Below are 19,912 nucleotides of genomic sequence, written 5' to 3'. Positions count from 1 at the left end.
CTCGGCGGAAGGTGGCAGAACCGTGCAGTGGACGAAACAGAACGAACAAACTGTGTATGCAAACCGCTGGTTCAGCGTCAATCTCGCAGATGTCGAGCTGCCGGACGGCCGGCACCTCGACCACTTCCTGATTCGGCTGCGGCCCGTGGCCGTGGCGACGGTGGTGAACGAGGCCAACGAGGTCCTCCTGCTGTGGCGCCACCGCTTCATCACGGACAGTTGGGGGTGGGAACTCGCGGCGGGAGTCGTGGAGGACGGCGAGGACATCGCCCGCGCGGCCGCCAGGGAACTGGAGGAGGAGACCGGCTGGCGGCCGGGACCCCTGCACCATCTCATGAGCGTGGAGCCGTCCAACGGCCTCACCGACGCGCGGCACCACATCTACTGGGCCGACGAGGGCGAGTACATCGGACACCCCGTGGACGACTTCGAGTCGGACCGCCGGGAATGGGTCCCCCTCAAGCTGGTCCCCGACCTGGTCGCCCGCGGAGAGGTCCCGGCCGCCAACATGGCGGCCGCGTTACTCCTGCTGCACCATCTCCGGCTCGCGGACTAGGCGCTCCGCTGGACGGGCCATGATGCGCCGTCGTTCGTCTGCGGCAGCGTCGTGGCCGGTCGCTCCCCCAGGTTCTCGGCTCCGCTCGAACAGAGGGGACCCCCACCGCGGCGGAGCCGCATAGTGATGGCAGCCCCGCGCCCCTATGGCTATGGGGCGGACTTCGCCGGACCCGCTCAGTGGGCCAGCACCTGCCAGACCGTCACGACGAGCACTCCCAGGGAGGTGAGCGCGGCGACCGAGGACAGCGGCCAGCGCGCGTGTTCCAGCGAGGTCATACGGGTGTTCAGTTCGTCCAGCTCCTTGGCGGTCTCCTCGGTGCGATGGCTGAGCAGCGCCAGACCTCCCTCGACACGGGCGTAGGCCACATCGAGTCGGCGCCGTAACTCTGCGAGTTCTCCAGGAACCACGGGATGCTCCGGTTCGGCGGTCACGGGTCCACTCCTTTCCGTAGTCGAACGTGGGTGTTCCGCATTCCTTTGCATGCGCATGAGGAGTCAACTCGCCTGGTGGGCGCGCGGGGAGCGTGTGCGAGGGGAATATACGGGTCCGGTGCGCACACGGTGTGTGAAACGGACGGGCCCGGCACCGAATCCGGTGCCGGGCCCGTCCGACGTCGCTGCGGGTAATCAGCCGTAGGTGTAGAAGCCCGAGCCGGACTTGCGGCCGAGGCGGCCCGCCTCGACCATGCGCTGGAGCAACGGGGGAGCGGCGTACAGCGGCTCCTTGTACTCCTGGTACATCGAGTCGGCGATGGAGACGATGGTGTCCAGGCCGATCAGGTCGGACAGCCTCAGCGGGCCCATCGGATGGGCGCAGCCCAGCTCCATGCCGTTGTCGATGTCCTCGCGACCCGCGATGCCGGACTCGAACATCCGGATCGCGGACAGCAGATAGGGCACGAGCAGTGCGTTGACCACGAAACCGGACCGGTCCTGGGCCCGGATGGCGTGCTTGCCCAGCACCTTCTCCGCGAACAGCTGAGCACGGCTGAGCGTGCCCTCGGAGGTGGTGAGCGCCGGGACCAGCTCGACGAGCTGCTGCACCGGGGCCGGGTTGAAGAAGTGGATGCCGACGACCTGGTCGGGGCGGCCCGTGGTGACCGCCAGCTTCACCAGCGGGATGGAGGAGGTGTTGGAGGCAAGGATCGCGTCCGGGCGGGTCACCACCTGGTCGAGCACCTGGAAGATCTCCGTCTTCACCTGCTCGTTCTCGACGACGGCCTCGATGACCAGGTCGCGGTCCGCGAACTCGCCGAGGTCGGTGGTGAAGCCGAGGCGTGCCTGCGCCGAGTCCCGCTCCGCTTCGCTGATCTTGCCGCGCTCGGCGGCCTTGGCCAGGGAGGTGAACAGCCGGGTGCGGCCGATCTCCAGGGCCTCGCCGGTGGTCTCCGCGACCTTGACGTCCAGACCGGCGCGGGCGCAGACCTCGGCGATGCCCGCCCCCATCTGACCGCAGCCGACCACCCCGACCCGTGCGATATCTGAGCTGCCCGTCACATCGTCCCCTTCGCTGATCCACGGCCGGTGCGGCGCCTCATGGGTCGGGCGCCTGCTCCGATCGTGCACGTTACTCCCAAGTATCGATGATCGATCGCCCGGGTAGGGCATCCTGGGGCCCGTGACGGTCCATGACGGTACGGATCCATGGTGTATGGGGGTGCGCAGATGAGGCCGGTCTCACGCCGGGCGTTCTCGGCGGCGGCGCTGTCGACACTGGTGACGGCACCGGGCGCGGCGGCGGCACCCGGCAGCGTGCCATCGGCGGGCGGTGCGCCGGCGGGCGGTGCGCCGGCGCCGGGCAGCGCGGCGGCAGCGCGGCGGCGGGCCGCCGCCGAACTGCGGGGTGTGTGGCTGGCGACGGTCGACAATCTCGACTGGCCCTCGAAGCCGGGCCTGACCGCCGCCGCGCAGCGCGCCGAGCTGATCGCCCACCTCGACCGGGCCGTCCGCGACCGCCTCAACACGGTGATCTTCCAGGTGCGGCCGACCGCGGACGCGCTGTGGCCCTCGCCCCACGAGCCGTGGTCCGAGTACCTCACCGGCACCCAGGGCAGATCCCCGGGCTGGGACCCGCTCGGCACGGCCGTGACCGAGGCACACGCCCGCGGTCTTCAGCTGCACGCCTGGTTCAACCCGTACCGGATCGCGCTGCACGCCGACCCCGCCCGACTGGTCGCCTCCCACCCGGCCCGCAGACACCCGGACTGGGTGGTGCGCTACGGCGGCAAGCTGTACTACAACCCCGGTCTGCCGCAGGTCCGCGCCTTTGTGCAGGACGCGATGCTGGACGCGGTGGCGAGGTACCCCGTGGACGCCGTCCACTTCGACGACTACTTCTACCCGTATCCGGTCGCCGGGCAGAGCTTTGACGACGACGCCGCCTACGACGCGTACGGCGGTGCCTTCGCCGACCGGGCGACCTGGCGCCGCGACAACATCGACAAGCTGGTGCGCGAGACGGCCGCGCGGATCCGGCGGATCCGGCCCGGCACCCAGTTCGGGATCAGCCCGTTCGGGGTGTGGCGCAACGCGTCCAGCGACAGCCGCGGCTCGGACACCCGGGCCGGTGTGCAGACGTATGACGACCTGCACGCGGACACCCGCACCTGGGTCCGGGAGGGCTGGATCGACTACATCGTTCCTCAGCTGTACTGGAACATCGGCTTCGCCGCCGCCGACTACGCGAGGCTCGTGTCCTGGTGGGCCGAGGTGGCGAGGGGCACGAGGACGCGCCTCTATATCGGCGAGGCACTGTACAAGGCGGGCGCGACGGGGCAGCCCGCCGAGTGGCAGGACCCGGCCGAGCTGTCCCGGCACCTCACCCTCGCCGCCGGCCACGCGCAGGTGCGCGGGCATGTCTTCTTCGCCGCCCAGGACCTGGCGCGGGATCCGATCGGGGCGATGGCGCGGGTCGTCGCCGACCACTACCGGCAGCCGACGAGTCCCCCGCGCTGACTACTGGGCCTGGGGTTCCTGGTTCCGGTGGCGGATCTCGCAGTCGGGGCCGGGAGCCATCACGGCCTCGTGTCCGTCCGGGAAGCGCACGCGGTAGGGCGGGTTGCCCTCGGTGCCCATCACTTCGATGACCTCCGAGACCTGGTCGTGCTGGCCGACCACCCTGCCGTGCTGGACAAGCTGGTCGCCCACGGTTGCACGCATCTGCGGGCCTCCTCACGAACGTGATCGTTGGGTGACGGCGATGCACACGAGCACCGCGGCGGCGGTCGGCGCAGCGGCCGCCGTGAGGTGCTCGCCCAGCAGCAGCACCGACCACACCAGTGTGAGCAGCGGCTGGGCCAACTGCAACTGGCTGGCCTTCGGGATGCCGACGGCCGCCATGCCCCGGTACCGGACGACGAGACAGCGTCGACGCGTCGGCGGGCACCGGCACCGGCAGGGGCAGTGGCAGGCACGGCACCAGGGCCCAGTCGATCACCTGTCGGCCCGGCATGACCCGGGCAGGCCGGACGCCCTCGGTGTGGGCGGCCGCGCACACCGGCAGCACCGCGAACAGAGGGCCGCCGGCGGCCGTGAGCGATCCGCCGCTCTGCTGCACGGTGCAGGCGGGTATCGCCGCGGCGCCGGCCACGGCGAGGCCCGGCACCGTCAGCGGTGGGCCGCGGGGAATCCGATCGACGTGTGGCCGGGAGACTGGGAGCATCGCCGCATGGACGACGCATTCGGGCTGCCCGAGGGATACGAGTTCTCCGCCGACCGCGAGCGCATCGACGTGGAGCGCGTGCACGGGTGGCTGTCGACCGACGCCTACTGGGCCAAGGGACGCCCCCGCGAGAAGCACGAGACCGCGGTCGCCTCCTCGCTCAACTTCGGGGTGTACGACACGGCGTCGGGGGAGCAGGTGGCGTACGCGCGCGTGGTGACCGACCGGGCGCTGTTCGCCTGGCTCGCCGATGTCTATGTCGAGCGGTCGGCGCGCGGCAAGGGCATCGGCACCGCGCTGGTCGGAGCCGTGGTCGAGCACCTGCGGCCGTTCGGACTGCGCCGCCTCATGCTGGCCACCGACGACGCGCACGGGGTCTACGCGAAGCTGGGCTTCACCCCGCTCCACCGGCCGGACCAGTGGATGGTGCGCGTTGCCGAGTGACGTACTCGCACCCTCGGTGGCTCCCGGGCCATGCCCCCTTGACCCGGGTACGTGAGCGGCCCACCATCACCGCATGCCACTTCGGGTGACGTTCGTCGCGGCCGCGCGCAGCTCATCGCTGCTCGCCGAGCGCTTCGAGGACGACCGACCGCTGGACCGGGCGGGCTGGGACGAGGCGCTGCGAGTCGCGGGGGAGCTGCGGCCGCTGGCGGCGGCCGAACTGCGCTACTGCTCGCCGACCCCCCGCAGCCGGGCGACCGGCGACGCCCTGGGGTACGCGCCGCTCCTGCAACCGGCCCTGCGCGACTGCGACATGGGTCGCTGGCGGGGACTCACCCTGGGCCAGGCGATGGCCCAGGAGCCGGACTCGGTGGACGCCTGGCTCGCCGACCCGCGCGCCACCCCGCACGGCGGCGAGTCGCTGCTGGCCTTCATCTCCCGGGTCGGCGGCTGGCTGGACACCCGCCCTGCCGACGACGGCGGCCGTATCGTCGCCGTGGCCGAGCCCTCGGTGATCCGCGCGGCCCTCGTCTATGTGCTGAAGGCGCCGCCCGCGACGTACTGGAGCATCGACGTCCGGCCGCTGTCCACGGCCACAGTGTCCGGCCGGGCGGGCCGCTGGACTCTGCGCGTAGACGGAGCGTCGGCTCAGGCCGCGCGCCCGTAGTCGGTGACGAGCAGGAGGTCCTTCGCGGGGCCGCCCACGTGCCACACCGTCCGCCAGTGGTCCGCGTCCCGGACGGTGAACTCGCCCCGGTAGCGGTCCGCCGCGCACGGGTGGTCGGCGACATGGCGGCCGGAGGTCAGATCCAGGTCGTGGAAGGGCCGCCCGTCGGCGAAGCGGACATCCGCCGTGCCCGCGACGGCGCCCGGCAGAAAACGCAGGGTCCGCTCCGCGGGCCGTGGCACTCCCCGCCAGGTGAACGTGCCGGACTCCTTGTGCAGCAACCCGCCGCCGGCCAGTGGGCCGAAGACGGTCGTGCCCGCGAAGCGGCCCTCGTCGCCGCCCGTCAGATCCCGCACGGTGCGCGCCACATGCCAGCGCCCGGCCAGATACGCCAGCACGTCCGGCACGGGCCGAAACCCGTCGCCCGCCGTCGGGCCGCCCGCGTCCCAGGGCCGGCTCACGCCTTCCTCGTCCCGGGCCGCGGGCCGTCCGGGGAGCCCGTGGGCGCCTTGCGCTCCGCCTCGGCCCGGATCTCGTAGTGCGACGCATGGCTGGTGGCGCGGAACGCCTCCTCGTACGCGGCCAGCGCGGCACCGACCCCCGCTCCGGCGGCGCCGCGGCGCCGGATCAGCCGTGCCAGCCAGGTGAAGAAGCCCAGGACGACGGCGAGCCCCCCGAACAGGACCAGGTACGGCAGCAGCGCATCCATGCCGTCGACCCTACGTCCCCGGACATTCCCGCGCCGATCCCCTTGACGTGTCCCCGGCGTCACCGACTGGAGCGTCGGGGGCGCGAGCCCTGTTCCGGGCGTAGCTCTCCCCGAAGACCCGGGCGGCGATCCGGTGGCCGCGTTCGGGGCTGATGCCGGTGAGCGAGCCGGTCACCCGTCGGCGGGCCTCGGCGTCGACTGTCCGCGGGCATACCCGGCATCTCGGGTGTCCGTTCCCGGCCGTCGTCCGTGCGCGCCGGTCACCGGGCCGATCGCTCGCATTCACATCCCGCACATGTTCCCGAAAGCTGTTGTTTCCCCAGGGTCAGCGAAGGTTATTGAAACGCCCAAGAATTCGGAATTCCGGGCATGATTTTGCGTTGGTGACACAACCATCCGTAAACCGGGTCCGTCTAACCCGGCGAATCGGCGAAGTGCGGGGACGGACAACCCCGGCCGAGACGCCGTGCGTCCCGTATTTTTTCCCTGGGGGCCTCCCGAGAATGCACCGCCCGATCCCGCCCGGTGACAGCCGCGTCACCGGGCGAACCGCAGCCCTGCTCGCCGCGGCCATCACCGTCACCGCGCTCTGCGCGGGCGACGCGCTCGCCCGCTGCTTCCCGTTCGGCCCCCGCACCCGCAGCGTCAACGACCTGGGCAACCAGTACGTGCCCTTCCACGCCCACCTCTGGGACCTGCTGCACGGCCGGGCCGACGGCGGGCTCCTCTTCAACTGGCAGTCCGGCTTCGGCGCGAGCTTCCTGCCGGACATCGGCACCTACCTCGGCAGCCCGTTCGCCCTGCTCGTCGCGGTGTTCCCGCGGGACCAGATCGATCTCGCGGTGTATGTCGTCACCGTGGCGAAGACGGCGACCGCCGGCGCCGCCATGGCCTGGCTGCTGCTCGCCCTGCGCCCCGGCCGCTGGTGGGCGGCCGGTCTGCTGGGCGCCTCCTACGCCCTGTGCGGCTGGGGCGTGGCCGTCGCCATCTACAACCCCATGTGGATCGACGGCCTGATCGCCCTGCCTCTGCTGTGCCTGGTCGGCGAGTGGACGCTGCAACGCCGGCGGCCGGTCCTCGGCGTGCTGATCGTCGCGCTCGCCTGGATCGCCAACTTCTACACCGCCTACATGGCCACCCTCGCCGCCGGGCTGGTGCTGCTGCTCCGGCTGCTGCTCGCCGGGCTCGCGCGCCGGCAGGCGCTGGCGGCGGCCGGCCGGGCCGCCGGCACCGTCGCGCTCGGCATGGGTCTGGCCGCACCGCTGGTGGCGGTCGTGTACCTGGGCACCAAGCACGCCTACCCGGGCCGTGACGGGCATTTCGTCCCGGTCGCCCTGGACGACCTGCTGGCCCGGCTGCTGCCGACCACGTACAGCTTCAGCACCCCGGCCCTGTACGTGGGCGTCACCGCACTGCTGCTCGCCCTGGCCCTGCCGTTCCACCGGGCGGCGCCCCGGCGGGTGCGCGTGGGCTGGACGCTGCTGGTCATCGTGGTGACCCTGTCGTTGCAGTGGCCGCCGACACAGCTGGTCTGGCACGCCTTCACCACCCCGCAGGGCAGTGCCTACCGGGAGGCGTTCGTCCTGTGCGCGGTGCTGGTCATCGCCGCCTGGCACACCCTCTCCTACGGCCCGCCCGACTGGCGCGCGCTGGGCGCGGCGAGCGCGCTGCTCGCGCTGATCGCCGCCGTCGCGAGCCGTAGCGCGCTGGTGCACCGCTACACATGGGCGGTGTTCCTGCTCGCCGTCGTGGGCGCGCTCGGCGGGCTCGCCCTGCTCGCCTGGGACGGCCGTGGCCTGCCGTCCGCCGGTCGGCGGCGCGCCGCAGTGGTCGGCTGCTCCGTCGCACTGCTCGTCGGCGGGCAGCTCGGCGAGACCGCCGCGACCTCCGCGGTGGACAGCCGGCAGCGCCTCGCCCACCTGGACGACTACGCGCCCTGGGGCGAGCGGCAGCAAGTGCAGGCCGACGCGGTCGCGAGCGTCGACGGCTGGCCCCGCTACCGCACCGAACCGGGCCGGAACCAGACCGTCGGCAACGATCCGCTGATGGTGGGCGGCCAGGGCGCCCAGTACTACAGCAGCCTCACCTCCGACGTGCTCAGCCGTACCCTCACCGCGCTCGGCGGTGGCTGGACCTCGCGGGGCCGGAGCCTGCAGAGCCTGGACAACCCCGTCACGGACGCGGTCTTCTCCGTCGGCGCGCGGGTGCATTCCCCGCCGGACCCGCACCAGCGCTGGCTGCCGCAGGGCGGCGGCCCGGTGACCGTGTCCCGCGAGCAGGTGCCCTCTCTGGTGACCGTGCGCCCGCCCGGCACCCCGGCCGACACCACGGCCACGGCCTTCGGGCCGTCTCCGTACCGCAACCAGGAACGGCTGCTCGGCAGCCGCGTCTACACCCTGCCCCGCGCGACGATGCACACCGGCACCGGCACCGGCGCTGGCACCGCCACCGGCGTCGGCACTGCCACCGGCGCTGGCGCCGGCACGACCGCCACCGCCACCGGCAAGCCGCCGCAGCGCGGCGACGCCGGCGATCCGGGGCTGCTCGTCACCGCCCCCGCCCGCGGCACGGGTCTGCCCGAGCCCACGATCACGGCCCGTTGCACGGCCGGCGACCAGGCGTTCCTGTGGGCGCCACACTTCTCGGGAACCGCGCGGCTCGACGGCGGCGGTCCGGCCACCCTGTTCCGGTCCGACGCCATGGGCACCCAGATCGCCACCATGCAGCCGCTCGGCGCGGTCCCGGCCTCCGGGCGGCTGCGGATCGAGCTGACCCCTAACCGGCCCAGCCGGGTGCCGGACAGCGGTGCCGTCGGCTGCCTGGACACCGCCGCGCTGCGCACCGCCGTCGACGGGCTGCGGGCCACCGCGGCCACCAAGGTGACCGTCGGCGACGGCACCCTGCGGGCCGAACTTCCCGCCGGCAGCAAGGGGACCGCCGTCGTCGCGGCACCGCGGATCGCCGGCTGGCGGTGCGCCGCGGGCGGCGCCGAGGAGCGGCCCGCGGGGGAGTTCTACGGGCTGATCGCGGTGCCCCTGGATGGTTCCGCGACCAGTCTGAGCTGCACGTTCCACCCTCCGGGACTGCGGCTGGGCGCGACGGTGGGGGGCGTTGCGCTGCTGACCCTGATCCTGCTCTGCGTCCTCGGTGCCGTCCGCCGACGGCGGGCCGCGGCACCGCGGACGACCCTGAACGAACAGCCCGAGCGACTCACCCACGCTCTGTGACCCGCCCCAAGGGGAAGAACCCATGCTCATCTCGATAGTCGCGCCCTGTTACAACGAGGAGGACGTCCTCGGACGCTTCCACGAAGCGGTGCAGAAGGTCGCGGAGGAACTGCTGCCCCTCGGCCACGACCTCCAGTTCGTGTACGTCGACGACGGCAGCCGCGACCGGACGCTGGCCGTCCTGAAGGAACTGGCCGACCTCGACGGGCGCGTGCGATACGTCTCCTTCAGCCGCAACTTCGGCAAGGAGGCGGCCCTGCTCGCCGGTCTGCGGCACGCCACCGGGGACTGCGTGATCGTCATGGACGCCGACCTCCAGCACCCGCCGGAACTGATCAAGCGGATGGTGGAGCTGCGCGGAGAGGGCTTCGACCAGGTCATAGCCAAGCGGACCAGGACGGGCGAGGGGGTCGCCCGCACCCTCACCGCCCGCCTGTACTACCGGACGGTCAACCGGCTCGTGGACGTGGAACTCGTGGACGGCGTCGGCGACTTCCGGCTGCTGTCGCGGCGCGTGGTGGACGCGGTCCTCGACCTCACCGAGTACAACCGCTTCTCCAAGGGCCTGTTCGCCTGGGTGGGCTTCCCCAGCACCACCTTCGCTTACACGAACGCGGTGCGCGAACACGGCCGCAGCTCCTGGAACCTGCGCAGCCTGCTCAATTACGGCCTCGACGGACTGCTCTCCTTCAACAACCGGCCGCTGCGCGCCGCCCTCTACTTGGGCATGGGACTGCTGCTGTGCGCGGGCGTGTACACGGCGTGGATCGTGGGCGCCGCGCTCGTCAACGGCGTGGACGCGCCTGGCTATGTCACCATCATCACCGCCGTCACCGCCCTCGCCGGGGTGCAGATGATCATGCTCGGGGTGATCGGTGAGTACACCGGCCGGATCTACTACGAGGTCAAGGGGCGCCCGCACTTCCTGGTGAAGGCGACCAACGTGGAACGGACGAAGGACCTCATCCCCTGATGCGTGCCGCGACGACCAGCCCGACGCCCCGCTCGGCGGCCCGGCCGCTGCCGCGGCAGATCCTCACCTTCGCCGTCGTCGGCGTCGTGAACACGGGCACGTATTACGGTCTCTACCTGCTGTTCCTGATGCGTTTGCCGTATCTCTTCGCGCATGTTCTGGCATTCCTGCTGAGTATGGTCGGGTCTTTCTTTCTCAATGCCCGATTCACCTATCGGATCCGGCCCACCTGGCGGAAATTCCTGCTGTTTCCGCTGACGAACGCGACCAATTTCCTGATCACCACGGCGGGTGTGTACGTGATCGTCGGCGTGCTGCACGTGGGCAGCCGGTTCGCGCCCCTGCTCGCGTCCGTGGCGGCGATTCCGGTGACCTTCGTGGTCTCCCGCTGGGTCATGCTGCCCCGGGTCCCCGAAGGGGATGCCGCATAGGAGAACGGGGATGCCGCATAGGATTGCATAAACGTGCAGCGAAACGTATAGTCATGCCATCCAGGAGGAGGGTGACATGGCGGTACGTGCGGCGGTGGCCGGAGCGAGCGGATACGCGGGCGGAGAGGTCCTGCGGCTGCTCCTCGCACACCCCGAGGTCGAGATCGGTGCCCTGACCGGCAACTCCAACGCCGGCCAGCGGCTCGGCGCGCTCCAGCCGCATCTGCTGCCGCTGGCCGACCGGGTGCTGGCCGAGACCACCGCGGCGGCCCTCGCCGGGCACGACGTGGTCTTCCTCGCCCTGCCCCACGGGCAGTCCGCCGCCGTCGCCGAGCAGCTCGGCCCCGACGTCCTCGTCATCGACATGGGCGCCGACTTCCGGCTCAAGGACGCCGCCGACTGGGAGCGGTTCTACGGTTCCGGGCACGCCGGGACCTGGCCGTACGGCCTTCCCGAACTGCCGGGTGCCCGCGCCGCGCTGGAGGGGTCCAAGCGCATCGCGGTACCCGGTTGCTATCCGACCGCCGTCTCGCTCGCCCTCTTCCCCGCGTACACGGCGGGCCTCGCCGAGCCCGAGGCCGTGATCGTCGCCGCCTCCGGCACCTCCGGCGCGGGCAAGGCGCCCAAGCCGCACCTGCTGGGCAGCGAGGTCATGGGGTCCATGTCGCCGTACGGCGTCGGCGGCGGTCACCGGCACACGCCCGAGATGATCCAGAACCTCAGCGCCGTGGCGGGCGAGCGGGTCGCCGTCTCCTTCACCCCGACCCTCGCGCCGATGCCCCGCGGCATCCTCGCCACATGCAGCGCGAAGACCCGCGGGCCGGTCACCGCCGAGTCGGTGCGCGCCGCCTACGAGAAGGCGTTCGCCGACGAGCCGTTCGTCCACCTGCTGCCCGCGGGACAGTGGCCGGCCACGGCGTCCGTCCACGGTTCCAACGCCGTTCAGGTGCAGGTCGCGTATGACGCCGCCGTGGGACGCATCATCGCGATCAGCGCCATCGACAACCTGACCAAGGGCACCGCGGGCGGTGCCGTCCAGAGCATGAACATCGCCCTCGGGCTCGACGAGACCACGGGGCTGTCCACGATCGGAGTCGCACCGTGAGCGGGGCGCACCTGCCGGCGGTGACCGGGGGAGCGGGTGCGGCCACCGGGCCGGGGACGACCGGGGGCAGCGCCCAGGCCCTTGAGGCACCGGGAGAGAAAGCCGCACCGCTGTGCCGCACGGGCACAGAAGCGAACAAGGAGATGCAGTGAGCGTCACGGCAGCCAAGGGATTCACGGCGGCGGGCATCGCCGCCGGGATCAAGGAGAACGGCAACCCGGACCTGGCCCTCGTGGTCAACGACGGGCCCCGCCGGGCCGCCGCGGGGGTCTTCACCTCCAACCGCGTGAAGGCCGCCCCGGTGCTCTGGTCCGAGCAGGTTCTCAGGAGCGGCCAGGTCTCGGCCGTCGTCCTCAACTCGGGCGGCGCCAACGCCTGCACGGGCCCCCAGGGCTTCCAGGACGCGCACGCCACCGCCGAGAAGGCGGCCGAGGTCCTCGGCCGGGGCGCCGTCGAGGTGGCCGTGTGTTCCACCGGCCTGATCGGCGTGCTGCTGCCCATGGACAAGCTCCTGCCGGGCGTCGAGGCCGCCGCCGCCCAGCTCTCCGAGCACGGCGGCGAGAAGGCCGCCATCGCCATCAAGACCACCGACACCGTGCACAAGACATCCGTGGCCACCGGAAAGGGGTGGACCGTCGGCGGCATGGCCAAGGGCGCCGGCATGCTCGCCCCCGGCCTCGCCACCATGCTGGTCGTCCTCACCACGGACGCCGTCGCCGACGACGAGACGCTGGACCGCGCGCTGCGCGCCGCCACCAGGGTCACCTTCGACCGGGTCGACTCCGACGGCTGCATGTCCACCAACGACACCGTGCTGCTGCTCGCCTCCGGCGCCTCGGGCATCACCCCGGAGCACGCCGAGTTCGCCGAGGCCGTACGGCAGGTCTGCGACGACCTCGGCCGGCAGCTCATCCAGGACGCCGAGGGCGCCAGCAAGGACATCAAGGTCGAGGTGGTGGGCGCCGCCACCGAGGACGACGCCGTCGAGGTGGGCCGCGCCATCGCCCGCAACAACCTCCTCAAGTGCGCCGTCCACGGCGAGGACCCCAACTGGGGCCGCGTGCTGGCCGCCATCGGCACGACCGGCGCCGCCTTCGAGCCCGACCGGCTCGACGTCGCCATCAACGGCGTCTGGGTGTGCAGGAACGGCGGCGTCGGCGAGGACCGCGCCCTGGTCGACATGCGCTACCGCGAGGTCCACATCGTGGCGGACCTCGCGGCAGGAACCGAGACCGCCACGATCTGGACCAACGACCTGACGGCCGACTATGTCCACGAGAACAGCGCCTACAGCTCTTGACGTGCCCGCTTGGTTGTCGCGGATCCCCATCGTCGCCGACGGGGGTTCCTGTTTCACCGGCGACCGCTTGCCCCGGACGAGTCCGAGACGAGTCTTACAGCGCCTCCGCAGGCCAACACCGCCCGCCCGGCGGCTGATTCGAGATACTTCCGAAAGTCGGCTATGACGGTCAATCACCCAGAAGAACGAAAGTCTTCGACCCGTAAACACACCGCACTGCCCAAGGCCCGGATCCTTGTCGAGGCACTGCCCTGGCTGACCCGGCACCACGGAAAGACCGTCGTCATCAAGTTCGGCGGGAACGCCATGGTGGACGAGGAGTTGAAGGCCGCGTTCGCCCAGGACGTGGTCTTCCTGCGGCACGCCGGCCTCAAACCGGTCGTGGTGCACGGCGGTGGCCCGCAGATCAGCGCCGCGCTCGACCGGCACGGCATCGTCAGCGAGTTCAAGGCCGGTCTGAGGGTCACCACCGAGGACGCCATGGACGTCGTACGCATGGTGCTCGCCGGGCAGGTGCAGCGCGAGCTGGTGGGGCTGCTCAATCAGCACGGGCCGTTCGCCGTGGGCCTGACCGGCGAGGACGCGCGCACCATGACCGCCGTCAAGCATCTGCCCGAGATCGACGGCGAACCCGTCGACATCGGACGGGTGGGCGAGATCACCGAGATCGACACGGGCGCGATCGAAACCCTGCTCGCCGACGGCCGTATCCCGGTCGTCTCCTCCATCGCCCGCAGCCAGGACGACGGGCACGTCTACAACGTCAACGCGGACACGGCGGCCGCGGCCCTCGCCTCGGCGCTGGGCGCCGAAATGCTCATGGTCCTCACGGACGTCGAGGGCCTCTACGAGGACTGGCCGCACTCCGACGAGGTGATCAGCCGCCTCACCGCTTCCCAACTGGAGAAACTGCTGCCGGAGTTGTCCGCCGGCATGGTGCCGAAGATGCAGGGCTGCCTGCACGCCGTGCGAGGCGGCGTGCGCACCGCCCGCGTCATCGACGGCCGGGTCCAGCACTCGATCCTGCTGGAGATCTTCACCGACGAGGGCATCGGCACGATGGTCGTGCCCGACGAGCAGGACGGGGACGCCTCATGACGGACAATCAGGAACTCACCGCGCGCTGGCAGGGCGCGCTCATGAACAACTACGGCACCCCCCAACTGGCGCTGGTGCGCGGCGCCGGCACGAGGCTGTGGGACGCCGACGGCAAGGAGTACCTCGACTTCGTCGGCGGCATCGCGGTCAACGCGCTCGGCCACGCCCACCCGGCCGTGGTCGAGGCCGTGAGCCGGCAGATCGCCTCCCTCGGCCATGTCTCCAACCTGTTCATCGCCGAGCCGCCCGTCGCCCTCGCCGAACGGCTCCTCCAACTCTTCGGCCGCGACGGCCGGGTGTACTTCTGCAACTCCGGCGCCGAGGCCAACGAGGGCGCCTTCAAGATCGGCCGGCGCACCGGGCGGACCCACATGGTCGCCACCGAGGGCGGCTTCCACGGCCGGACCATGGGCGCCCTCGCGCTCACCGGCCAGCCCGGCAAGCAGGACCCGTTCCGGCCGCTGCCCGGCGACGTCACCCATGTGCCCTACGGCGACGCGCAGGCGCTGGCCGCCGCGGTCACCGAGGAGACCGCCCTCGTCGTCATCGAGCCGATCCAGGGCGAGAACGGCGTCGTGGTCCCGCCCGTCGGCTATCTGAAGGCGGCCCGCGCGATCACCGCGGCCACCGGCTCGCTGCTGGTCCTGGACGAGGTGCAGACCGGCGTCGGCCGCACCGGGAACTGGTTCGAGTACCAGGCCCACGAGGGCGTCCTGCCGGACGTCGTCACCCTCGCCAAGGGCCTCGGCGGCGGGCTGCCGCTGGGCGCCACGGTCGCCTTCGGCCGCGCCGCCGACCTGCTCGGGCCCGGCCAGCACGGGACGACCTTCGGCGGCAATCCGGTGGCCTGCGCCGCGGGGCTCGCCGTTCTCGACACCATCGCGAACGACGGGTTGCTGGAGAACGTCAAGCGGCAGAGCGAGCGGTTGCGGGACGGGATCGAGGCGCTCGGCCATCGGCTGGTCGCCCATGTCCGGGGCACCGGGCTCCTCCTCGGTATCGTGCTCACCGAGCCGCTCGCGTCGCAGGTCCAGCAGGCGGCTCAGGAGGCCGGTTTCCTGGTGAACGTGCCTGCTCCCGACGTCGTACGGCTGATGCCGCCGCTGAACCTCGGCGACGACGAGACGGAGGCGTTCATCCGGGCGTTGCCCGGCATCCTCGACGCAGCGAACGGGGACGGACGATCCGGAGAATGAGACGACGATGAGTCAGGAGCAGAATCACGGGCAGGGCCACGGGCAGGGCCTCGGGCCGGACAACGACCAGGCCGCCGGGCCCGCCGTGCCGCAGACCCGGACCGCACGCCACCGCCGGATCGTGGACATCCTCAACCGGCAACCGGTGCGGTCGCAGAGCCAGTTGGCGAAACTCCTGTCCGACGACGGGCTGAGCGTCACCCAGGCGACGCTCTCCCGGGACCTGGACGAGTTGAACGCGGTGAAGATCCGCAACACCGACGGCGACCTGATCTACGCGGTGCCGAGCGAGGGCGGGTTCCGCACGCCCCGGGCGCCGCTCGGGGAGTCGGCGAAGGAAGAGCGGATGCGGCGGCTCTCCCAGGAGTTGCTGATCTCCGCGGAGGCATCGGCCAACCTCGTGGTCCTGCGGACCCCTCCCGGGGCCGCGCAGTTCCTCGCGTCCGCCATCGACCAGGCCGAACTGCACGACATCCTGGGGACGATCGCGGGCGACGACACGGTGCTGCTGATCAGCCGGGAGCCGAGTGGGGGGCAGGCTTTGGCGGCCCACTTGCTGCGGTTGGCGCAGAACGGCCACTGAAGTTTTTTGGCGGTGGGGGTGGGGGTGCGGGTTGTGTGTGGGCGGTTTGCGCAGTTCCCCGCGCCCCTATGTATGGGTGGCTGTGTTCGGTTGGGTGCGGGTTGTGTGTGGTGGTTGCGCAGTTCCCCGCGCCCCTGGGGTGGGTGGTTGTGGTTGGTTGGGTGCGGGTTGTGTGTGGGCGGTTTGCGCAGTTCCCCGCGCCCCTATGTATGGGTGGCTGTGTTCGGTTGGGTGCAGGTGGTGTGTGGCTGATCGCGCAGTTCCCCGCGCCCCTATGTTGGGTGGCTGTGGTTGGTTGGGTGCGGGTTGTGTGTGGTGGGGGCTTGTGAGGGTCGGGGCTGTGCGGCCCGCCCATCAGCGGTGCAAGGCATCCCGGTGGCTCAGCCCAGGCGGGCTGCCAGGCCCTCGGTGCAGCGGACCTCGTCGCCTGCCGTGATCAACAGGGCCTCCACGTCCGGGACGGACTCCAGCCAGTCAAGGCCGGCCCGCGAGCCCATCGCGAACGCGGCCGTGGCCCAGCAGTCCGCCCAGGTCAGGCGGGGAGCGATCACGGTCACCGCCACCAGGTCGGTGACCGCCGTCCGCCCGGTCCGCGGGTCCACGATGTGCGCCCCGCGTTCCGCCGTCCCGGACGTCGCCACCGCCAGCCGGTCCACCCCGGCCGCGGACACCACCGCCGCCAGCCCACCCGGCCGCAGCGGATCCGCCACCCCGACCCGCCAGGGCCGCTGCGGCTCGGGCGCGCCGAACATCTGCACATCGCCGCCGCCGTTCACGCTCACCCCGCTCACCCCGGCCGCGGCGATCCGCCGCGCGGCCCGCTCGACGGCCCAGCCCTTGACGATCCCGGTCGGATCGAGCCGGCCCTGGTACGTCGTGCTGAACCATCCATCGCTCAACCGCTCCGCCTCGGCCGCCAGTTGCAGCACCTCGGCCACTTCGGGATCGCAGTCCGCCACGGTCAGTTCGGCCCGGGCCAGCCGGGAGACCTGGCTGTCCTCGCGGTACGTGCTGAACACCGCGTCGACCCGGTGCAGTCCGGCGACCGCCTCGTCCAGAGCCGCCCGTACGGCACCCGGGTCCCCGCCGCGGACGTCGAAGGAGAAGACCGTCCCCATGACCTCCTCCGCGTGCCGCACCGCGGCGGGAGTATTCGCCGGCTCTGCCACCGCGTCAGCCACCGGCCTGGTCGAGCGCCGACTGGAGTGACTGTTTGTAGCCGTTGCTGGTGTAGGTCGCGCCGGAGACGGTGTCGATGCGGGCGTTCTGTGCGGTGACCGCCGCCTGGTTCAGTTTGGGTACGGCGAGTGCTGTTTTCTGGTCGCTGGTGCCGCCCTTGGGTGCCTGTACCGCCGCCGCCTCGGTGACCTTTCCGTCGGTGACGGTGATCCGCACCTGGACCGGTCCGTACGGGGTCTGGGCGGCCTCGCCGGTCAGCGTGCGGGAACCGGCCCGCGCGGCGCCGGAGGAGGGTGCGCCGGGCGCCGCGGGCGAGGAACCGGCCGCCTTCATCTTGTCGAGCGCCGACTGGAGTGACTGTTTGTAGCCGTTGCTGGTGTAGGTCGCGCCGGAGACGGTGTCGATGCGGGCGTTCTGTGCGGTGACCGCCGCCTGGTTCAGTTTGGGTACGGCGAGTGCTGTCTTCTGGTCGCTGGTGCCGCCCTTGGGCGCCTGCACCGCCTCCGCCTTCGTGATCCTGCCGCCGCTGACGGTCAGGCGTACCTGAACGGCCCCGTACTGGGTCCGGGCCGCGTCACCGGTCACCGTGCCGGATCCGGCGGGCTGCGCTCCGCCCTGCGGCGACTCCTGCGCCGCCGCCGTCTGCTGGGGCGCCGCGCCCGCCGCCGATGCGGAGGCCGGGTCCGAGGCCGGCTTCAGCGACAGCAGCAGGACGACACCGGACACGGTGGCCGCGGTGGCCAGCATGACGCGCCGTATGGGGTGGCTCTTCCGCATCTCTTGTGCGCTCCTGATTTCCCGTGGGGTTCCGCTGAGGGTCCGTCGCTCACATCTCGAACGACTCGTGATGGATGCGGCGGGCGGGTACCCCCGCGCCGCGCAGCGCCTCGTACACCGACTGCGCGAACCCGGGCGGGCCGCACATGAAGACGTCGTGCCGGTCGATGTCCGGGATCTTCCGCCGGAGGTTGTCCGCGGAGATGTCCGGCCGTTCCCCCTCCGGGCTGTTGACCGCGTACATCAACCGGGCGCCGCGCTCCTCGGCGATCGACGCCAGCTCGTCCCACAGCGCCAGGTCCTGCGTGCTGTTGGCCCGGTACAGCAGGGTCAGGTCGCCGGCCGCGCCGGGCAGCGTCTCGAACAGCGCCCGCATCGGCGTGATGCCGACACCGCCCGCGACCAGCAGCACCTTGCCGCGGCTGCGCCGGGACGCGGTGAGCGCGCCGTACGGACCCTCGGCCCACACCCGGGTACCCGGCCGCAGCTCGCGCAGCCGGGCACTGTGGTCGCCGATCGCCTTCACCGTGATCCGCAGCATGTCCGGCCGGGGCGCCGCCGACAGCGAGTACGGGTGCGAGCTGAACCGCATGCCCGGCGCCAGGAACCGCCACCGGAAGAACTGCCCGGCCTCCGCGCCCATCCGGTGCAGTTTCCGCCCGCCGATCAGCACCGAGACGATGCCCGGGGTCTCCTCGATCACCGCCTCGACCCGCATCCGGTGCCGCAGGTTGAGCCGGATCGGGCTGAGGATCCGATACCAGACCAGCAACGCGGTCACCGAGCCGTACAGCGCGTACCAGAAGGTCTTCGCGGCGGGTTCGAGGGCGAAGTCGTTGCCGCTGGTGATCTGGTGCCAGAACGTCAGGAACACCGCCGCGTACGTCATCAGGTGGACGTGGTACCAGGTGTCGTACGGCAGCCTGCGGCGGACCGCGCCGATCGAGGTCAGCCCGATGAGCACGAACAGGCCCGTGCCGATGGCGGCCTTGCCCATGTCGGGCAGCTGGTTGACGGAGTCGACGGTCTGCTGGACGAGATCGCCGAGCGACCTGCCCGCCTGCAGTGCGTAGCCCCACATGATGAGGAAGACATGGGCGAGGACCAGGCAGAGCGTGTAGCGGCCGCTCATCGCGTGCCAGCGGGCCACCCGGTCCGAGCCGACCCGCCGTTCCAGCGCGGGGACCCGGGCCATCTGCAGGACGACCAGCGCCATGAGGTAGCCGGCGAGCAGACCCGTGATCCGGCCCGCGTTGAGGATCTTGCCGGTGTCGTCGGCGATGGACGGGGTGTTGTGCCACCACAGCCACAGCACGCCCGCCGCGCCCGCCGCGACGGCGAGCAGCAGCGGGACGGCCGGGGAGCGGCGCGGGCGGATGCGGCGCATCGTCTGGCGGCGGGCGGCACGTCCGCCTGCGAGGGTGGTGGTCACGGTTCCTCCGTGCGGGACGGGACCTTGGCCCACAGATACGTGTCGGGGCTCCCGAGTGTTCACAGACCTGCGGAGTCCAGCGCGGACTGGAGCGACTGCCGGTAACCGTCGCTGGTGTACGTGGCCCCCGACACGGTGTCGATCCGCGCGCTCTGCGCGGCCAGCGCCTGCTGCCGCAGCTGGGGCAGGGCGTAGGCGCTGATCTGCTGGTCGCGCGGGTTGTCCTGCGGGTACACGACGGCCGTGACGTCGGTGAGCCGGCCGCCCCGCACGGTGACGCGCACCTGGACCGGGCCCCAGCGGGTCTGCACCGTGTCACCGGTGACGGTCTTGTCGTCGGCGGCCGGAGCCGTGGCCGACGCGCTCGCGCGGCCGGCCGGAGCCGTGGCCGATGCGCTCGCGCGGCCGGACGGCGTGGGCACCGGCGCAGCGGCGGCCACCGGGTTCGCGTGCGGCTTCAGGGCCAGCAGCAGGACCGTCCCGCAGACGGTCGCGGCGCTCGCCAGCACGACGCGGCGCAGCGGACGGGTCTTCCTCAACGCGTGCACGACGGCCTCACCGCTCCCACCACT

At 71.8% G+C, this 19,912-nt stretch carries 21 protein-coding genes and 1 pseudogene; 12 read left to right on the top strand and 10 right to left on the bottom strand.

What is annotated here, in order from left to right:
- The first annotated feature begins 22 nt into the window (after positions 1 to 22).
- Positions 23 to 556 carry an NUDIX hydrolase gene (locus ACWEKM_RS02360; protein ID WP_451619263.1) on the top strand — a complete coding sequence of 178 codons (534 nt, stop codon included), beginning with the start codon at positions 23 to 25 and terminating at the stop codon, positions 554 to 556.
- 176 nt (positions 557 to 732) lie between these two features.
- On the opposite strand, the gene ACWEKM_RS02355 is transcribed toward ACWEKM_RS02360, so the two are convergent.
- Together ACWEKM_RS02355 and ACWEKM_RS02350 are read right to left on the bottom strand one after the other, a co-directional pair.
- Positions 733 to 990 (bottom strand): hypothetical protein, encoded by a 258-nt coding sequence (locus ACWEKM_RS02355; RefSeq protein ID WP_451619262.1) that lies wholly within the window; start codon positions 988 to 990, stop codon positions 733 to 735.
- 195 nt (positions 991 to 1,185) lie between these two features.
- The gene (locus ACWEKM_RS02350) at positions 1,186 to 2,055 is read right to left on the bottom strand and encodes a 3-hydroxybutyryl-CoA dehydrogenase (RefSeq protein WP_451619261.1); all 870 of its coding nucleotides are present in this window, start codon (positions 2,053 to 2,055) and stop codon (positions 1,186 to 1,188) included.
- Positions 2,056 to 2,223: 168 nt separating this feature from the next.
- Between ACWEKM_RS02350 and ACWEKM_RS02345 the strand changes: the two genes are divergently transcribed.
- Positions 2,224 to 3,513 carry a glycoside hydrolase family 10 protein gene (locus ACWEKM_RS02345; protein WP_451619260.1) on the top strand — a complete coding sequence of 430 codons (1,290 nt, stop codon included), beginning with the start codon at positions 2,224 to 2,226 and terminating at the stop codon, positions 3,511 to 3,513.
- Here the strand turns inward: ACWEKM_RS02345 and ACWEKM_RS02340 are convergent, their stop codons facing one another.
- The gene (locus ACWEKM_RS02340) at positions 3,514 to 3,717 is read right to left on the bottom strand and encodes a DUF1918 domain-containing protein (RefSeq protein WP_451619259.1); all 204 of its coding nucleotides are present in this window, start codon (positions 3,715 to 3,717) and stop codon (positions 3,514 to 3,516) included.
- Between the two features lie 18 nt (positions 3,718 to 3,735).
- A pseudogene (locus ACWEKM_RS02335) lies at positions 3,736 to 4,150 on the bottom strand (EamA family transporter); the annotation flags it as partial.
- A gap of 75 nt (positions 4,151 to 4,225) precedes the next feature.
- Here ACWEKM_RS02335 and ACWEKM_RS02330 point away from each other — a divergent pair.
- Complete coding sequence (locus tag ACWEKM_RS02330; protein WP_451619258.1) at positions 4,226 to 4,663, top strand: GNAT family N-acetyltransferase; 438 nt, start codon at positions 4,226 to 4,228, stop codon at positions 4,661 to 4,663.
- Between the two features lie 73 nt (positions 4,664 to 4,736).
- A complete protein-coding gene (locus tag ACWEKM_RS02325) occupies positions 4,737 to 5,330 on the top strand; it encodes a histidine phosphatase family protein (RefSeq protein WP_451619257.1) in 594 nt (197 codons plus the stop codon).
- Here the strand turns inward: ACWEKM_RS02325 and ACWEKM_RS02320 are convergent.
- Positions 5,312 to 5,791 carry a DUF6314 family protein gene (locus tag ACWEKM_RS02320; protein WP_451619256.1) on the bottom strand — a complete coding sequence of 160 codons (480 nt, stop codon included), beginning with the start codon at positions 5,789 to 5,791 and terminating at the stop codon, positions 5,312 to 5,314. The two genes, ACWEKM_RS02325 and ACWEKM_RS02320, sit on opposite strands and share 19 nt — an antisense overlap.
- Positions 5,788 to 6,039 (bottom strand): hypothetical protein, encoded by a 252-nt coding sequence (locus ACWEKM_RS02315; protein WP_451619255.1) that lies wholly within the window; start codon positions 6,037 to 6,039, stop codon positions 5,788 to 5,790. The genes ACWEKM_RS02320 and ACWEKM_RS02315 overlap by 4 nt, the downstream gene beginning before the upstream one ends.
- Before the next feature lie 503 nt (positions 6,040 to 6,542).
- Here ACWEKM_RS02315 and ACWEKM_RS02310 point away from each other — a divergent pair.
- The 8 genes from ACWEKM_RS02310 to ACWEKM_RS02275 all read left to right on the top strand — a co-directional run bounded on the left by ACWEKM_RS02310 (position 6,543) and on the right by ACWEKM_RS02275 (position 15,952).
- Positions 6,543 to 9,266, top strand: a complete 2,724-nt coding sequence (locus tag ACWEKM_RS02310) for a YfhO family protein (RefSeq protein ID WP_451619254.1) — start codon at positions 6,543 to 6,545, stop codon at positions 9,264 to 9,266.
- A gap of 22 nt (positions 9,267 to 9,288) precedes the next feature.
- Entirely contained in the window at positions 9,289 to 10,239 is a 951-nt protein-coding gene (locus tag ACWEKM_RS02305; RefSeq protein WP_451619253.1) for a glycosyltransferase family 2 protein, read from the top strand.
- A complete protein-coding gene (locus ACWEKM_RS02300; protein ID WP_451619252.1) occupies positions 10,239 to 10,670 on the top strand; it encodes a GtrA family protein in 432 nt (143 codons plus the stop codon). The genes ACWEKM_RS02305 and ACWEKM_RS02300 overlap by 1 nt, the downstream gene beginning before the upstream one ends.
- A gap of 76 nt (positions 10,671 to 10,746) precedes the next feature.
- The gene (gene argC, locus ACWEKM_RS02295; protein ID WP_451619251.1) at positions 10,747 to 11,775 is read left to right on the top strand and encodes an N-acetyl-gamma-glutamyl-phosphate reductase; all 1,029 of its coding nucleotides are present in this window, start codon (positions 10,747 to 10,749) and stop codon (positions 11,773 to 11,775) included.
- Positions 11,776 to 11,923: 148 nt separating this feature from the next.
- Positions 11,924 to 13,075 carry a bifunctional glutamate N-acetyltransferase/amino-acid acetyltransferase ArgJ gene (gene argJ / locus ACWEKM_RS02290; RefSeq protein ID WP_451619250.1) on the top strand — a complete coding sequence of 384 codons (1,152 nt, stop codon included), beginning with the start codon at positions 11,924 to 11,926 and terminating at the stop codon, positions 13,073 to 13,075.
- A gap of 162 nt (positions 13,076 to 13,237) precedes the next feature.
- Positions 13,238 to 14,173: an acetylglutamate kinase gene (gene argB, locus ACWEKM_RS02285; protein WP_451619249.1), complete on the top strand. Its 936-nt coding sequence runs from the start codon at positions 13,238 to 13,240 to the stop codon at positions 14,171 to 14,173.
- Positions 14,170 to 15,369 (top strand): acetylornithine transaminase, encoded by a 1,200-nt coding sequence (locus tag ACWEKM_RS02280; RefSeq protein ID WP_451619248.1) that lies wholly within the window; start codon positions 14,170 to 14,172, stop codon positions 15,367 to 15,369. The genes argB and ACWEKM_RS02280 overlap by 4 nt, the downstream gene beginning before the upstream one ends.
- 7 nt (positions 15,370 to 15,376) lie before the next feature.
- Positions 15,377 to 15,952, top strand: coding sequence for an arginine repressor (locus ACWEKM_RS02275; protein WP_451619247.1), 576 nt, complete (start codon positions 15,377 to 15,379; stop codon positions 15,950 to 15,952).
- A gap of 380 nt (positions 15,953 to 16,332) precedes the next feature.
- On the opposite strand, the gene ACWEKM_RS02270 is transcribed toward ACWEKM_RS02275, so the two are convergent.
- From ACWEKM_RS02270 to ACWEKM_RS02255, 4 genes are read right to left on the bottom strand one after another with little or no spacing between them, the layout of a single operon-like run.
- Complete coding sequence (locus ACWEKM_RS02270; protein ID WP_451619246.1) at positions 16,333 to 17,121, bottom strand: FAD:protein FMN transferase; 789 nt, start codon at positions 17,119 to 17,121, stop codon at positions 16,333 to 16,335.
- A gap of 4 nt (positions 17,122 to 17,125) precedes the next feature.
- On the bottom strand, positions 17,126 to 17,908 hold the full coding sequence (locus tag ACWEKM_RS02265) for an FMN-binding protein (protein WP_451619245.1): 783 nt from the start codon (positions 17,906 to 17,908) through the stop codon (positions 17,126 to 17,128).
- A 49-nt stretch (positions 17,909 to 17,957) separates the two neighbouring features.
- Complete coding sequence (locus ACWEKM_RS02260) at positions 17,958 to 19,340, bottom strand: ferredoxin reductase family protein (protein ID WP_451619244.1); 1,383 nt, start codon at positions 19,338 to 19,340, stop codon at positions 17,958 to 17,960.
- 59 nt (positions 19,341 to 19,399) lie between these two features.
- Entirely contained in the window at positions 19,400 to 19,888 is a 489-nt protein-coding gene (locus ACWEKM_RS02255; RefSeq protein ID WP_451619243.1) for an FMN-binding protein, read from the bottom strand.
- Positions 19,889 to 19,912 lie beyond the last annotated feature (24 nt).

Source organism: Streptomyces sp. NPDC004752 (assembly GCF_053601275.1).
Note: the sequence above shows the minus strand (reverse complement) of the source record. Positions and strands in the feature narration are given on the sequence as shown.

What these genes read in the sequence shown, in the direction of transcription:
- ACWEKM_RS02345 (WP_451619260.1), top strand. Translation starts at nt 2,224, where the DNA reads ATGAGGCCGGTCTCACGCCGGGCGTTCTCGGCGGCGGCGCTGTCGACA.
- ACWEKM_RS02340 (WP_451619259.1), bottom strand. Translation starts at nt 3,717, where the DNA reads ATGCGTGCAACCGTGGGCGACCAGCTTGTCCAGCACGGCAGGGTGGTC.
- ACWEKM_RS02330 (WP_451619258.1), top strand. Translation starts at nt 4,226, where the DNA reads ATGGACGACGCATTCGGGCTGCCCGAGGGATACGAGTTCTCCGCCGAC.
- ACWEKM_RS02325 (WP_451619257.1), top strand. Translation starts at nt 4,737, where the DNA reads ATGCCACTTCGGGTGACGTTCGTCGCGGCCGCGCGCAGCTCATCGCTG.
- ACWEKM_RS02315 (WP_451619255.1), bottom strand. Translation starts at nt 6,039, where the DNA reads ATGGATGCGCTGCTGCCGTACCTGGTCCTGTTCGGGGGGCTCGCCGTC.
- ACWEKM_RS02310 (WP_451619254.1), top strand. Translation starts at nt 6,543, where the DNA reads ATGCACCGCCCGATCCCGCCCGGTGACAGCCGCGTCACCGGGCGAACC.
- ACWEKM_RS02305 (WP_451619253.1), top strand. Translation starts at nt 9,289, where the DNA reads ATGCTCATCTCGATAGTCGCGCCCTGTTACAACGAGGAGGACGTCCTC.
- ACWEKM_RS02300 (WP_451619252.1), top strand. Translation starts at nt 10,239, where the DNA reads ATGCGTGCCGCGACGACCAGCCCGACGCCCCGCTCGGCGGCCCGGCCG.
- argC (WP_451619251.1), top strand. Translation starts at nt 10,747, where the DNA reads ATGGCGGTACGTGCGGCGGTGGCCGGAGCGAGCGGATACGCGGGCGGA.
- argB (WP_451619249.1), top strand. Translation starts at nt 13,238, where the DNA reads ATGACGGTCAATCACCCAGAAGAACGAAAGTCTTCGACCCGTAAACAC.
- ACWEKM_RS02280 (WP_451619248.1), top strand. Translation starts at nt 14,170, where the DNA reads ATGACGGACAATCAGGAACTCACCGCGCGCTGGCAGGGCGCGCTCATG.
- ACWEKM_RS02275 (WP_451619247.1), top strand. Translation starts at nt 15,377, where the DNA reads ATGAGTCAGGAGCAGAATCACGGGCAGGGCCACGGGCAGGGCCTCGGG.
- ACWEKM_RS02265 (WP_451619245.1), bottom strand. Translation starts at nt 17,908, where the DNA reads ATGCGGAAGAGCCACCCCATACGGCGCGTCATGCTGGCCACCGCGGCC.